Genomic DNA, 14,106 nt, shown 5'->3' on the forward strand with positions numbered 1-14,106 from the left:
GGTCATGACCGTGTCCTCGCGCGGTGGCTGTGCGCGGGAGATGCAGCCATCAACGGCAGGCCCAGGCCCGTGCCGACCGCAGCGGCAATGCGTGCGCCGGGCGCTTCGCGCTGACTTCCGGCAGACACCGGTGGCAGGCGGTCGACTGCGCCAATGCCGCGCAGTTTGTCGATGGCGCCGGGCAGCGCCAGCTGTCGCGCCAGCGCGCGTTCGATGGCGGCGCGCACGCTTGCGGGGGGCTCGCTGCCGAGCACCGCCGCGTCCACCACCAGCCGCTCGATATGCAGCTCGATGCTCACGACTGGCCTCCCGCACTTTCCAGCCAGCGGAAGTCGGCCTCGTTGACCGGCTTGTCGAGCTTGCGGCATTCGCCGCGCACGGCGTCGAGCAGCAGCGGCATGGCGATCTGCGCGCCGGCGCTGGCGGCCATGAAGGCGGCGTTGAGCGCGATGCCCTGGATGCTGCCGCCGGTGAGTGCGAAGCGCGCCAGCCGGTCCAGGTCCAGCGCGCCCACCGCGGCCTGCGGCGGGAATGCCGCGGCCCAGATCGCCCGGCGTTCGGCCAGGCCGGGGAACGGGAAGTTGACGATGAAGCGCAGCCGGCGCAGGAACGCATTGTCGAGCGCGCCCTTCAGGTTGGTGGCGAGGATCGCCAGGCCGCGGTACGACTCCAGCCGCTGCAAGAGATAGTTCACCTCGATGTTGGCGTAGCGGTCATGGCTGTCCTTCACCTCGCTGCGCTTGCCGAACAGCGCGTCGGCCTCGTCGAAGAACAGGATCGCACCGCCGTCTTCGGCGGCGTCGAACAGCTTGCGCAGGTTCTTCTCGGTCTCGCCGATGTACTTGCTGACCACGGCGGACAGGTCGATGCGGTACAGCGACAGGCCCAGCTCGCGCGCCAGCGCCTCGGCCGCCATGGTCTTGCCGGTGCCGCTCTCGCCGGCGAACAGCGCGCTGATCGACAGGCCGCGGTTCATCCGCGCGCGGAAACCCCAGTCGTCGTAGACGGTGCCGCGCTGGGCGACCTGGTCGGCGATCTGGCGCAGCAGCGCCTTCTCCAGCGCGGGCAGTTTCAAATCGTCGAGGCCGGCCTTGGGCTCGATGCGCTGGGCGAGCTGGTCCAGCGCCGGCCGCGTGTGCGCCAGCGCGCTCTGCCACAGCGTCTGCGCCAGCGCGGCGGGCTTGCCTTCCACCGCGGCCAGCGCGCCGCGCGCGATCTGCTCGATACGACCGAGGTTGAAATCGAAATGGCCGGCCAGTTGCTGCGGATGCGTGCCGGCATCCGCGCCGAGCAGTTGCTGCCACTGCGCGCGCTGTTCCACCGCGCTGGGTTTGGCCACGTCCACGCTGAGCGCGCGGGTGGCGGCGCCGGCCCACGGCTCGCGCGCATCGATGAAGGCGAGCCCGCCGGCGCGGGCGAGGAAGCGCTTGACCAGTGCCGAGTTGGCGTCGCCGCGCTCGACCTCGGCCGCGTCGAGGTACAGCGCCAGCGGCAGCAGCTGGCTCTCGCGTTGCCACAGCCGCAGCAGGGTTTCCTGCTCGCCCGCCGTGGTGGGCAGCAGTTCGGCGGAGAGCCGCCAGGCCTGCGCGCCGAAAGTGGCGGCGATGGTCTGCGCCACCGCCTGCTTGCTGGTGCCGTCGCTGCCCAGCAACTGCACCACCGGTAGCGGTTCGCCCGGCGGCACGTGGCGCAAGGTGTCCAGCACCTGGTCGACCAGCGCCTGCTGCGACGGCGGCAGCACGGCGGGCGGCAGCGCGGTGAGCAGGGGCGTGAGGCGGTCGTCGAGGTAGTTCAGGCCCTTGACGAAATTCACCACGCGCTCGTCCGCGGCCAGCGCCGCACCGATCAGCGGCTGCGCGCCGGGTTGGTGGATCTCCAGCAGGCGCCAGTAGCGCAGCGGGCGCTCGGGCGACAACGTGTCCCAGCTCGGCGCGTCCAGCACCGCGAAGGCCAGCGCGAACGTGGGGTAGGGCTTGGCCGGATCGTGCTGAGCCTGCGCGCACAGCGCGGGGAAGCGCGTGTCCAGCTCCATGCCGATGCACAGCAACAACAGGTCGCGCTCGAACGCGTTGAGGCCCAGCCGGTTCGCGAGCAGCACCAGTGCCGGGGTGTGCTCGGGGGCCGTGGCCGGCGGCAGGGCCGCCGTGGTGCCATCGGCTGCCGGCACGGCGGCGACGATGGGCCGCGGCGCGGGCGGTGCGATCGCGTCCAGTTCCGCCGTGCTCAGCGTCGGGTGCGTGTGTGCGCCACCGAACAGCCGTGCGAACCAGGAGGGCTTCGGTGTCGGCGTGTTCGTCGTTGCGTCCACCGCCGGCGCCACCTCCATCAGGGCGGTGGCCGGCGGGGCGGGCGGCGGTGCGATGGGCTCGTCGCTGCGCTGCGCCGCGCGCTGCAAACGCTCGCGCAACTCGGCCAGCGCCGCGGCGAGATAGCGGTCGTTCGCTTCCAGCCAGGGTGCGTAGTCGCTCATGTCACCACCACCTGCTGGTTGGTGGCGAACGCGGGCGCGCTGCCGCTGTAGTCCACCGGAATGCTGTCGGCGCCGTCCACGCGCAGGCGGACGGTGTAGCGACCGGCCGCCACGCCGGTGACCAGGAAGGTGAGCGCGGTGGGTTGATGCGGGTCAGCGGGGTTGACGAGGCTCTGCGGCGCAAGCACGCGGTCACCGAACAACAGCAGCACGCGCTGGCCGTCGCGGATGCGCGGCATGCAGGTGAGCTGCAGCGTGAGGTCGCCGGCCGGCGCGCTCGGCGGGCTCACGGTGATGATCGGCGCCAGCGCCAGCGGCAGCTCGTTGCTCAGCAGCGCCGGCAGCCCCGGCGACTGCATCAGCAGGGCCACGGTGTAGATGCCCGGCGCCCAGCGTGAGGCGGCGTCGGGGTCGGTGGTCGCATCGGCCAGGGGCACGCGCAGCGTGCCGGCCGCGCCGGGCTGCGGTGCCACGTCCACCGGCGCGTCCAGGCGCAGGCTGCTGAAGCGCGCCAGCGTGAAGTCGGCACCGAGCTGGCGGCCGCTCAGCACGATGTCCTCGCCCAGCCGCACCGCTGCCTGCGCATGCGGGAAGCTCAGCGCATCCAGCACCGCGGCGGCGGAGGCAGTGGCGATCACGCCGCGGTCCTGCGGGCCGCGGCGCAGCACCGGCAGCGGCGCGCGCACCGCGGCCTGGCTGTCGATCAGCACCACCGCCACCTCGTACACCGCCGAGGTGCGGTAGTTGGTCTGGAACGCCGTCCACAGCTTGGACAGTTCTTCCACGCTCTGCGGCAACGGCGTGACCCGCACACGCTCGATCTGGTTCGCTAGGTCGTTGCCCGGCAGCGCGTTGCGGATGTCGTCGCCGTCGAGCACGCTGCGGTCCTGCAGCGTGCTCATCGCCGCGGCCAGCACGCGATGGCTGGTGGCGTCGATGTCGCTGTCGCCGCGACCCCAGGCGGTGAGCACGTAATGCAGGTTCAGCGCCAGCGGCGGCATGCCGCTCTCGCCGGGATGCACCTGGCCGGGCGGGTCGAGGTTGCGCCACGCGGCGTTGGCGACCACCTGGTACAGGAACAGGTTGAGCTGCGCCGAGCTGGTGCCCTTGCGTGCCACATCCGGCGGCTGCAGGGTCACCTGCAGGTCGCCGAGATCGGTATCCAGCGCCGGTACCTGCGCCAGCAGCAGGTTGCGCAGGGTACGCGTGGCGGCGGCGATGGCCAGCACGTTGCTCATGGCGAGGCCTTGCCGCCGCGCTGGCGCAGGTAGTCGTCGAGACTGGCGGGGCGCGGTTCGTCGCGGCGCCGCGTTGGCGTGGCTGCGGCGGGCGCGGCACGCACTTCGATCCGGCCGATGCTGACGTGTATCACCGGCTCGCCGGTCGCCGGGGTGCGGCTGGCGGCCGCGGTCGGGCGCGGCCGGATGGTGGCGGCATGGTCGGATCGATCGCGCGCGGGTTCGCTGCGCGGGCTCGCAAACACGGGTGCGGACGGCAGCAGACTGCCGCTCGGTGGCGATACGGTTTCGACCCGGGGCGGGGCGATCCGCGTCTGCCGCGGTTGCACGGGCGGCGACATCACGGGCTCGGCGTGTGCCTGCTCGGGCGCCGGCATGCGGGCCGGCGTGGCGATCGATGCTGTCACCGGCGGTGTTGCTGGCGGTGCCGCGCGTACCGTCGCCGGTATCGCGCGATCCAGCACGGGTGCGGCGATGGGTGGCGGCATGGATGTCGCCGGCTGCTCGGCACGCGCAGGGCGCAATGAGTCGTCGTGCATCGGAGGGAGTGTGCGTGGCCGGTGCAGCGGTTCGGCGGCGGGTGGCGTGTCGTCCGCTGGCGCCGTGGCGTGGCGTGCGGTGGCCGCCGTGTCGTCGTCGACCGTCGGCAGGATAGTCGCGTGCGGCGAGGGTTCGAACAGCGATGGCAACCGCGGCGCCAGCGACGCCTCGCTACCGGTCGCGCGTGCCGCCAGCCGGGCCAGGAAATCGCTCATGGGGCGCACAGTTCCAGGTAGGCCTGCCGCCGCCGCGGGCTCAGCGCGAGGATCTCGGCCTCGCTCCAGTGGTAGGCCTGCGCCAGCGTGTCCACCTCGCGCAGCTGACGCAGCGCCCAGGCGTGCAGCTCCTGCCAGAGGAAGTGGGCGATGTCGAACAGCGGCTGCCAGGCGTGGCCGCAGTCCGGGCAGCGGAACGCGAGTTGCAGGTCGGCCTGCGGATCGGCCTGCGCCATCGCCTCGGCGATTTCGGCTTGCAGCTCCGTCGACAGGCCGTACGTGTCGTCGCCTTCCGCGGCCAGCAGGCAGCGTTCGAGCAGCAGCGTGTGCGCGGCGCCGGCATCGCCGCAATCCTCCAGCGCGATCAGGTCGCTGCTGTCGGGCAGGCGGAAGCGCACGTGCATGCCCTGCACGGACACGTCGTGCGCGAGCGTCGGCGCATCGTCGGCAGGCGTCGTCAGACGCAGATCGCTGCAGCGGAATGCCGCCTCGACCGTAGAGGCGCATTGCGGGCAGGGCGCCACCGCGTCGATCGCATCGCCGAACAGGCGTTCGCGCAGCTCCAGCAGCAAGGCGTCGCGCCGGCCCAGCGGCAGCGCCGCCAGCTCCGCGGCGGAGCGTTCGGCGTCGCCGCAGCAGCCGAGCAGCAGCAGGCCGCGGGCCGCGGCGGAGGCGCTGCCGCCGCGTTCCCAGATCTGCAGCAACTGCACGGGCGTGGGCGTGCGCATGGGTTCATCCGACGGCCGGCACCGTGAAGCTCGGTTCGCTGGGCTCCGGCACGCTCACGTCGCGCTCCCAACCCTCGTTCTCCAGCTTCAAATGCTGGATCGCCACGGCGTTCGCGTTGGCATCAAGGTCGGGCAGCGCCTGGTACTCGGACACCCAGCAGCGGTAGATCCTGTAGGCCAGCGCGAGCTGGCCGGCCTCGTTGTAGACCTCCAGGATCAAGTCCTTGCGGAAGTCCTTCAGCGAGACTTCCGCGCCCAGCCCGGCACCGAAGTTCCACACCTTGTTCGCCCACTGCTCGAAGGCGACGTCGTGGGTGACGCCGCGCTCGATGGTGATGGCGTCGTAGTCGGTGCGGCCGGGCGACTTGCGCGTGCTGCTGGGGTCGCCGCCTTCGCGGTGCTTGACCACCTCGGTGGTGCGCTTGAGCCCCGACACCTTGCTGACACCGGCCACGTAGCGGCCATCCCACTTCACCCGGAACTTGAAGTTCTTGTACGGATCGAAGCGCTGCGCATTGACGCTGAACTGAGCCATGACATTTCCCTCAGGTCTGGATCTGGCCGGCCATCTGCTGCAGCTGGATGACCACGAACTCGGCGGGCTTGAGCGGCGCGAAGCCGACCACGATGTTGACGATGCCGAGGTTGATGTCGTTTTGCGTGGTGGTTTCCTTGTCGCACTTCACGAAATAGGCATCGGCGGGTGTCTGGCCCTGGAAGGCACCCTGGCGGAACAGGTTCTGCATGAACGCGCCCACGTTGAGCCGGATCTGCGCCCACAGCGGCTCGTCGTTCGGCTCGAACACCACCCACTGCGTGCCGCGGTACAGGCTCTCCTCGATGAAGAGGGCGGTGCGGCGCACCGGCACGTACTTGTAGTCGTCGGCGAGCAGGTCGGCGCCACGCAGCGTGCGCGCGCCCCACGTCACCGGACCGACCAGCGGGAAGCTGCGCAGGCAGTTCACGCCCAGCGGATTCAACATGCCGTTCTCCGCGTCGGTGAGCGCGACGGTCAGCCCTTGCACGCCGTTCAGTGCGGCGTCGATGCCAGCCGGCGCCTTCCACACGCCGCGCTGCGCGTCGGTGCGCGCCATCACGCCGGCCACGATGCCGCAGGGCACGAAGTTGTCGAGTTGGCCCTGGCGGGTCGGATCCGACTCGATCACCCGCGGGAAATACAGCGCGGCGTTGCGCGCCGCGGTGCCGTTCAGGCCCAGCGCTGTGAGCGCCGCGTTGTTCGATTGCGTGATGGCGCCGGCGCTGGTCCAGGCCGCGGGAGCATCCACGAGCAGCAGCGCGCGCCGCTCCACGCAGAAGCTCATCGCGGTCTGGTACACCGCGTTGTTGGTGTCGCCGCCGCGCACGTCGGCCGGGATGCACAGCAGGTTGAACAGGTCCACTTTCTTCAGCGCGTACATGCCGGTCTTGGCGTCCGGGTCGCCGTTGTAGGTGGTGGCGTCCAGCGCCGCGCTGTCCACGGCGGTGGTCGATGCGCCGCTGGAGGTGCCGTCCTGGTCCCACACGGTCTTGCCCGCCGGCACCGTGTTCGACATCGCCGCGGGCGGCGTGGTCGCAGGCAGGCTCAGGCTGGCGGCCACGCGGATCAGTGAAGAGCCGGCCTGCAGCACGCGGTCGATGCGGCGCGGGCTTTCCTTGACGCTCACGTTGAGGAAGCTTTCCTGGGTGCCGCTGGCCATGTCGCGTACGCTGACGTTGAACAGGTCGGCCGTGGCCAGCCCGTACTGCGTCGCCACGTCGCTCGATACCTGGGTGTCGATGCGCACCCGCAGCTGGTTGCCCCAGCTGCCGGCCGAGGCGGCTTCCAGCGCCAGGTTGGTGATGGCCAGCTGTGCCTTGGCGGTGCTGGCGTCGCCCTTGTACAGCCGCACGATGATCGCCCGCGCGCCGCCGTTGAGGTAGAAGTCGCGCACGGCGTAGCCCAGCGGGTAGGCCGGATCCAGCGCGCCGAACGTGCGCTCGTAGTCGCCGTAGCTGTTGATGGTCACCGGACCGTCGGCGTCCGCGTCGGTCGGACCCTTGGCCGCGCGGCCGATGAAGGCGGTAATCGAGGTGGCCACCCCGGTGATGGTGCGTACGCCGCTGGGGATTTCCTCGATGTAGACACCCGGATAGGTGAGCGCAGATGGCATGGATCGATCCTCCGTCGTGAACCGCGGTTCGCCGTCAATGCGACGGCTTCGTGTGCCGGTTCAGCGCGTAAAGCACCTCGCCGTCGGGCAGTTTGTCGCGATGCAGCACCCCTTCGGCGACGAGCCGGTCCAGCACGTGCCCGATGCGCGGGCGGTCGTCCCTGTAGCGCTGCTGCGGCAGCCACCAGTTGGAAATGCCCCGCAAGGTGTCCGCCGCCAGCGGATGGCGATGCAGATACGCAAGCAGCGAGCGCGCGATCTCGCTCTCGTCGTTGTCCCACGTCTCCGGAGCTGGTGGCTTCGCCATGACTCCTCTCGGCACACGTGCAGACTCTGGCAACGAGCATGCCAGTCACCGGAGGCGACAAAACGGGCCGGGGCAACGGTTTGGTGCCGGGAGCGCGGCTGTCGTGGGTCAAGACCGACCCGCTTGCGAGACGCAGCGGGGATGGTTTCACCCGCTGCGGGCACTCGGTTCAGCGCGGCCGGAACTGCTTGGTCTCGATGCCGTGCTTCACCAGCAGCTTGCCCAACTGGCGGCGCTCGGTGCCGGACAGGCGGGCGGCGGCGCTGATGTTGCCGCAGGCCTGCTGCATAAGCCGGGTGAGATAGTCGCGTTCGAAGGCATGGATCGCGCGCAGCTTGGCCGCGCCGAAGGCGAGGCCGGGTTCGCTCGCGACGGGTCTTGGCGCGACCGACCTGCTGGCGAACGCGGGCTCCACGGCGACCAGTTCGGCGAGGTCGATGAGCGGCCCGTCGCAGCCCAGGTAGGCGCGCAGGACAATGTTGTCCAGTTCGCGCACGTTGCCGGGCCATGCGTATGCCTGCAATGCGGCCAGGGCATTCTCTCCCCACTGTCTGGCCGGGCCGCGCAAGCGCTCCGCGGTGATGTCGAGGAAATGCCGGGCGAGCAGCACCACGTCGTCGTCGCGCTCGCGCAGCGGCGGCAGGCGCAGGTGCAGCGCGTTGAGGCGGTAATGCAGGTCGCGACGGAAGCGCCCGGCCGCCACCTGTCGTTCGAGGTCGGCATTGGTGGCGGTGATGATGCGCGCATCGGATATCCGCGCCGCGCCGCCGCCCACCGGCCGGTATTCGTTGTCCTGCAGGAAGCGCAGCAGGGTCACCTGACCCTTGTCGGAGAGGGTATCGATCTCGTCGAGGAACAGTGTGCCGCCGCGCGCATGATCGATCAGACCGGCCTGGGCGGACTTGGCGTCGGTGAAGGCACCGCGGCCATGCCCGAACAGCTCGCTCTCGATCAGGCTGTCGGGAATCGCACCGCAGTTGACCGGCACGAATGGATGATCGCGGCGGGCGCTGGCGTAGTGGATCTCGCGGGCCGCCAGTTCCTTGCCGGTGCCGGTCTCACCCTCGATCAGCACCTGCACGTCGCAGCCGGCGTAGCGCTGCAGTTGCGCCCGCACGGCCTGGATCGCCCTGGATTGACCTAGCATGACCGGCATCGCCCCCTCCGAAGACACCAGCAAGTACCCGGGCACGCCATGTCTGGCGTGCGGCGGATTCCCCCTGGTTCCGGTCGCGGGCCGGTCTGAAAATGCCGGCGTATCCTTCAGAATGCAGTATGCGCAGTTTGTTGGCTGCAATCCAAGTCTGCTTCCGTCTGTAGTCCTTTGCCGTGACGTCGTTCCGGTTCGCCAGCAGTGGCGGTTTCCGGCAAAGCCGCTGCACGCCGTCGGCCGCGTGCCAGCCGGTTTTCAGGCCTGTGCCGCCCGGGCTGCCCGCGACTGCCGCGCCGAAGCGATGCGCACGACCACTGCCATCACGGCCACCAGCGCCAGCAGCCAGATCCGCTGCAGGAACCAGCAGGCGATCGCCGCCCAGGTCAGGGCGATGAAGGTGTCGTGCAGCAGCCAGCTCCAGGCTCTTGGCCTCGGCACGTCCGGCGCCAGGCCGCCGATGAAGGCCGCATAGCCCCAGCCCATGGCGAGACTGAAATTGATGGCCACCAGCGACAGCGCATAGATCGTCATCCCGACCGTCTGATCCAGGCCACTCTCGCCGGAGACCATGGTGCGGATGACCACCGGCATCAGCGCGACCAGGCTGAGCAGCAGCAGGGTGATCAGGGTCAGGGTTCGGTCGATGCGGCGCAGTTGCGCCATCGTGCGGCGATGCTGGAACCACACCACGCCGAGGATGAAGAAGGTGAGGAAGTAGGCCAGCAGAGGCTTGCCCCAGATCTGCAGCAGGGTCTGGCCCGGCTTCGCCTCCGGCCGCAGTTCCACCGCGGACAGGGTCAGCGCGATGGCAAACACGCCATCGGCGAGCATCACCAGGCGGTCGAAATGGCGTTGGTGGACGTGGTGTTCGCGTACGGCGGGTGCGGCGTTCGGTTCCATGTTCGCTTCCCTGATTCGGACCGCCCGCATGATGCCGGAGAACATGGCGGGCGGCGATGGTCCGGATCGCGTAAAATGGTGCACTGCCGCGACCCCGCGTGGCCACTCGCCAGGTTCATCGGCCCACGCCCTCCCACGCGAGTGACGCTGCCGCCATGCGCGGCAGCGCGGTGATCCCCGACCTGCACCCGAGACGACCCCATGGTAGCGATGGCAACCGAGCACGTGATCGACGTGCAGCACTGGAACGACAACCTGTTTTCCTTCCGCACCACGCGCGATCCGTCCTTCCGCTTCGACAGCGGGCAGTTCGTGATGATCGGCATGGAGCTGGACGGCCGTCCGCTGATGCGCGCCTATTCCATCGCCAGCGCGAGCTGGGAGGAACACCTGGAGTTCTTCTCGATCAAGGTGCCGAACGGCCCGCTCACCTCGCGCCTGCAGCACCTCAAGCCCGGCGATCCGCTGATGGTGACGCGCAAGCCCACCGGCACCCTGGTGCTCACCGACCTGAAGCCCGGCAAGCACCTTTACCTGTTCGGCACCGGCACCGGGCTGGCGCCGTTCATGAGCATCATCCGCGACCCCGACACCTACGAGCGCTACGAGAAGATCGTGCTGGCCCACGGCGTGCGCCATGTCGACGACCTCGCCTACGCGCACTACCTCGAACACGAGCTGCCGCGGCACGAATACCTCGGCGAGCTGGCGCGCGAGAAGCTGGTCTACTACCCCACGGTGACGCGCGAACCGTTCCGCAACCGCGGCCGCATCACCGACGCGATCGCCGACGGCGTGATGAGCGCCGTCACCGGCCTGCCGCCGCTGAACCCGGTCACGGACCGCGTGATGCTGTGCGGCAGCCCGGCGATGCTGGACGACCTCTGTGCGCTGCTCGACGGCCGCGGCTTTCACGCCTCGCCGCGCACCCGCGAGCCGGGCGATTACGTGATCGAGCGTGCGTTCGTGGAGAAATAGCGGGCGAACACGCCCGCGGGTAGTGGCGTGTCGTCGCAGAAACTCGCGACACCGCGGCGGCATGCGTATCATGCATGGGTCCACCACATGCCGACCCACACGGTGCGAGCCGCCATGCCACCAAGCCCCCCGACCGGACGATTGCGCCTGGTGCCTCGGCCGATCGCCGACGACGGCGATGCCACGCGATTCTGTTCCAGCTGCGCGTTCGCCGAGGCTTGCGTCGCGGTGGGCTACGGCAAGCCGGAGTTGCTCGAACTGCACTGTCTGGTCGAACACGTGGGGCCGTTCCGCGCCGGCGAGCACGTGTTCCGCACCGGCGACCCGTTCCGCGCGATCTATGCGGTGCGCTTCGGCTCGGTGAAGACGCGGATGTTCGACCGCGACGGCAACGAGCAGGTGCTGGGCTTCTACCTGCCCGGCGAGGTGGTGGGGCTCAACGCGATCTACCCCGAGCATTTCCCCTGTGATGCCGTGGCGCTGGAAGACACCCAGTTCTGCCGCTTCTCCTTCCCCGCGATGAGCGCGCTGGCGTCGCGCCAACCGGCGGTGCAGCAGCACCTGTTCCGGCTGATCAGCAAGGAACTGGGCGCGGTGTCGCTGCTGGCCGGCGACCACAGCGCGGACGAGCGCATGGCCGCGTTCCTGATCGACCTCTCGTCGCGCTACGCGGCGCGTGGCCTGCCCGCCACGCGCTTCCACCTCAGCATGTCGCGCGGCGACATCGCGAACTACCTGCGGCTGGCCGCCGAGACGGTGAGCCGGGTGCTGGGACGGTTCCGCAGCCAGGGGCTGATCGCGCTGGAAGGCCGCGAACTGGTGCTGCTGCGCGAGGGCAGCTTGCGCGAACTCGGCGCCAGCCTGCTGCCGGAGTAGGTCGGGATTCATCCCGGCGCGGATGGCCTTGCGCCCGTAGGTCGGGATTCATCCCGACGCGGATGGCTTCGTGTCCGGTAGGTCGGGATTCATCCCGACACGGCGCCGACACGAGACAGCGTTGTCGGGATGAATCCCGACCTACGAGCGGTGCCCGCAGGCGACTGATCCAGGTCAGGGCCGCGCGGCCCACGCGCTGCCAACATGGGAGCGATCATCATCGTCAGGCTCCCATGGACGCACCGACTTCCACCGTCACGAACGACCCCGCCAGCCTGCTGGCGGCCGCGCCGCACCGTGCGCTGTTCCTCGCCGGCACCGTGGCGGTGCTGCTGACGATGACCTGGTGGACGCTGGAGCTGGCCGCGCTGCGCTTCGGCTGGGTGCGCTGGCCGCAGCCCACGATCCCGCCGGTATGGGGGCACGCCGTGCTGATCCAGTACGGCCTGTTTCCCCTCTTCATGTTCGGCTTCCTGATGACCACGTTCCCGCGCTGGATGGACGGGCCGCAGGTGCCGCCGCGGCGCTACCTGCCGGTGGCCGGTGGCGTGCTGGGCGGCTACGTGCTGGGCACGCTGGGCCTGCTCGGCATGCCGTTGCTGCTGAAGCTGGGTCTGGTGGTGATGCTGGCCGGTTACCTGGTGGGGGTGGGCACGCTGGCCGGAGTGCTGGCGAAGGCGGCGGACCGCAACCGGCACGGCTGGTCCTGCCTCGCGGCGTTCGGCGTGGGTACGCTGGGGCTGGTGCTGTTCCTCGCCTGGTTGCTGATTCCCGGCGTGTCGCCGGACGTGGCCTGGCTGGCGGTGAAGCTGGGCACGTTCGGTTTCCTGCTGCCGGTGTACTTCACGGTCTGCCATCGCATGCTGCCGTTCTTCAGCAAGAACATGGTGGCCGGCTACGCGATGTGGCGGCCGGCGTGGAGCCTGCCGGTGGCGTGGGTGCTGTTGCTGGCGCACGTGCTGCTGGACTGTGCCGGCCTGCCGCAGTGGCTGTGGCTCTGCGATCTGCCGCTGGCCGCGGTGTTCGCCACGCACTGGCTGATGTGGAAGCCGTGGCGCTGCCTGCGTCCGGGCCTGCTCGGCGTGCTGCATATCGCTTTCACCTGGTTGCCGGTCGCCTTCGTGCTGTTCTGCGTGCAGGATCTGGCGCTGGCGATTCGCGGTGAACAGGTGCTGGGCCTGGCGCCGCTGCATGCGCTGGCGATCGGCTTCTTCGGCTCGATGCTGGTGGCGATGGTGACCCGCGTCACCCACGGCCATTCCGGCCGGCCGCTGCAGATGCACCCGGTGCCATGGCTGTGTTTCGTGCTGCTGCAACTGGTGGCATTCGTGCGCATCCGCGCCGAACTGGGCGGCGACCGCTACCTGTGGCTGGTAATCGCCGGTGCGGGCTGGCTGCTGGCGTTCCTGCCGTGGGTGCTGCGCTCGGCTTGGATCTACCTCACGCCGAGGGCGGACGGCAAGCCGGGCTGAAGGAGGCGCCGTGCAGGAACTGATCGCGCCGTATTACCCGTGGATCGTGCTGGTGCACCTCGCCTGCGCCATCGTGTTCGTGGGCGCGGTGGCCTTCGAGGTGTTCGTGCTGGAGGGCTTGCACAAGCGCTTCGACGTCGTCGTCATGCAGCAGATCGAGGGCGCGGTGATGGCGCGGGTGCGTCGTTACATGCCGTACGTGGTGCTGGTGCTGTTCGTCAGCGGCGGCATGCTGCTCGACCTGCGCTGCAACGGCATCCAGTGCATCGGCACGACGCGCTTCGGCTGGTTCCTGCTGCTCAAGGTGGCGCTGGCGCTGGGCGTGCTCGGCGTGTTCGTCAACGCGGTATGGGTCGGCGCGCGCGGCAGGATGAATGCGTGCCGTTTCCGTTACACGCACCGCATCGTGCTGGCGCTGATGGCGGCCATCGTCTTTCTGGCCAAGACCATGTTCTACTTGTAGACCCCCTTTCCCCATTACGAGGTGCGTCATGTCCACAGTCCATTTCAAGGGTCAGCCGGTACGCGTCGACGGCAGCTTCCCGGCGGTCGGCAGCCAGGCGCCGGCGTTCCACCTGGTCGGCGGCGACCTGTCCGAGGTCACGCTGGTCAACCATGCCGGCAAGCGCAAGGTGCTGAACATCTTCCCCAGCGTGGACACCGGCGTGTGCGCCACCTCGGTGCGTCGCTTCAACGAGCTGGCGGCGAAGCTGGCCAACACCGTGGTGCTGTGCATCTCCGCCGACCTGCCGTTCGCGCAGGGCCGCTTCTGCGGCGCCGAGGGCATCGGGAACGTGCAGATGCTGTCGCTGATGCGCGGGCGCGAGTTCCTCCGCGACTACGGCGTGGCGATCGCCGACGGCCCGCTGGCAGGCGTGGCCGCCCGTGCGGTGGTGGTGCTGGATGCGCACGACAAGGTGATCCACGCGGAGCTGGTGGACGAGATCACGCATGAGCCGAATTACGACGCGGCGCTGAAGGCGCTGGGCTGAGCGGCCCGCTGCGCAACCTGCCGTATGCGAAGAAGCCCGCCGGGTGACCGGCGGGCTTCTTCGGGCCAGGCGCCGAGAAAGAGCGAT

Annotated in this window: 15 protein-coding genes; 5 read left to right on the forward strand and 10 right to left on the reverse strand. The window is 69.7% G+C overall.

Annotated features, from left to right (window positions below):
- Positions 1-2: 2 nt before the first annotated feature.
- The 10 genes from B0E52_RS07220 to B0E52_RS07265 all read right to left on the reverse strand — a co-directional run bounded on the left by B0E52_RS07220 (position 3) and on the right by B0E52_RS07265 (position 9,701).
- On the reverse strand, positions 3-299 hold the full coding sequence (locus B0E52_RS07220; RefSeq protein ID WP_077483058.1) for a hypothetical protein: 297 nt from the start codon (positions 297-299) through the stop codon (positions 3-5).
- Positions 296-2,470: an AAA family ATPase gene (locus tag B0E52_RS07225; RefSeq protein ID WP_077483060.1), complete on the reverse strand. Its 2,175-nt coding sequence runs from the start codon at positions 2,468-2,470 to the stop codon at positions 296-298. The genes B0E52_RS07220 and B0E52_RS07225 overlap by 4 nt, the downstream gene beginning before the upstream one ends.
- Complete coding sequence (locus B0E52_RS07230) at positions 2,467-3,708, reverse strand: DUF4255 domain-containing protein (protein ID WP_077483062.1); 1,242 nt, start codon at positions 3,706-3,708, stop codon at positions 2,467-2,469. Before B0E52_RS07230 ends, B0E52_RS07225 begins: the two co-directional genes overlap by 4 nt.
- Complete coding sequence (locus tag B0E52_RS07235) at positions 3,705-4,463, reverse strand: hypothetical protein (RefSeq protein ID WP_077483064.1); 759 nt, start codon at positions 4,461-4,463, stop codon at positions 3,705-3,707. The genes B0E52_RS07230 and B0E52_RS07235 overlap by 4 nt, the downstream gene beginning before the upstream one ends.
- Positions 4,460-5,191: a hypothetical protein gene (locus tag B0E52_RS07240; protein ID WP_077483066.1), complete on the reverse strand. Its 732-nt coding sequence runs from the start codon at positions 5,189-5,191 to the stop codon at positions 4,460-4,462. The genes B0E52_RS07235 and B0E52_RS07240 overlap by 4 nt, the downstream gene beginning before the upstream one ends.
- Before the next feature lie 4 nt (positions 5,192-5,195).
- Positions 5,196-5,726 (reverse strand): phage tail protein, encoded by a 531-nt coding sequence (locus B0E52_RS07245; protein ID WP_077483068.1) that lies wholly within the window; start codon positions 5,724-5,726, stop codon positions 5,196-5,198.
- 10 nt (positions 5,727-5,736) lie between these two features.
- A complete protein-coding gene (locus B0E52_RS07250) occupies positions 5,737-7,341 on the reverse strand; it encodes a phage tail sheath C-terminal domain-containing protein (RefSeq protein ID WP_077483069.1) in 1,605 nt (534 codons plus the stop codon).
- Between the two features lie 34 nt (positions 7,342-7,375).
- Positions 7,376-7,648, reverse strand: coding sequence for a hypothetical protein (locus B0E52_RS07255; protein ID WP_077483071.1), 273 nt, complete (start codon positions 7,646-7,648; stop codon positions 7,376-7,378).
- 169 nt (positions 7,649-7,817) lie between these two features.
- Positions 7,818-8,804 carry a sigma-54 dependent transcriptional regulator gene (locus B0E52_RS07260; RefSeq protein WP_077483073.1) on the reverse strand — a complete coding sequence of 329 codons (987 nt, stop codon included), beginning with the start codon at positions 8,802-8,804 and terminating at the stop codon, positions 7,818-7,820.
- 252 nt (positions 8,805-9,056) lie between these two features.
- Positions 9,057-9,701 carry a TMEM175 family protein gene (locus B0E52_RS07265; protein ID WP_077483075.1) on the reverse strand — a complete coding sequence of 215 codons (645 nt, stop codon included), beginning with the start codon at positions 9,699-9,701 and terminating at the stop codon, positions 9,057-9,059.
- Between the two features lie 201 nt (positions 9,702-9,902).
- On the opposite strand from B0E52_RS07265, the gene B0E52_RS07270 reads away from it, so the two are divergent.
- From B0E52_RS07270 to tpx, 5 genes are all read left to right on the forward strand, one after another.
- Positions 9,903-10,679: a ferredoxin--NADP reductase gene (locus B0E52_RS07270; protein WP_077483077.1), complete on the forward strand. Its 777-nt coding sequence runs from the start codon at positions 9,903-9,905 to the stop codon at positions 10,677-10,679.
- Between the two features lie 114 nt (positions 10,680-10,793).
- Complete coding sequence (locus tag B0E52_RS07275; RefSeq protein WP_077483156.1) at positions 10,794-11,555, forward strand: cyclic nucleotide-binding domain-containing protein; 762 nt, start codon at positions 10,794-10,796, stop codon at positions 11,553-11,555.
- A gap of 233 nt (positions 11,556-11,788) precedes the next feature.
- Entirely contained in the window at positions 11,789-13,027 is a 1,239-nt protein-coding gene (locus tag B0E52_RS07280; protein ID WP_077483079.1) for an NnrS family protein, read from the forward strand.
- A 10-nt stretch (positions 13,028-13,037) separates the two neighbouring features.
- A complete protein-coding gene (locus B0E52_RS07285) occupies positions 13,038-13,490 on the forward strand; it encodes a hypothetical protein (RefSeq protein ID WP_254426734.1) in 453 nt (150 codons plus the stop codon).
- Between the two features lie 28 nt (positions 13,491-13,518).
- The gene (gene tpx, locus B0E52_RS07290) at positions 13,519-14,019 is read left to right on the forward strand and encodes a thiol peroxidase (RefSeq protein ID WP_077483081.1); all 501 of its coding nucleotides are present in this window, start codon (positions 13,519-13,521) and stop codon (positions 14,017-14,019) included.
- Positions 14,020-14,106: the final 87 nt, after the last annotated feature.

This window comes from Rhodanobacter sp. C06, assembly GCF_002001105.1.
GTDB lineage: Bacteria > Pseudomonadota > Gammaproteobacteria > Xanthomonadales > Rhodanobacteraceae > Rhodanobacter_A.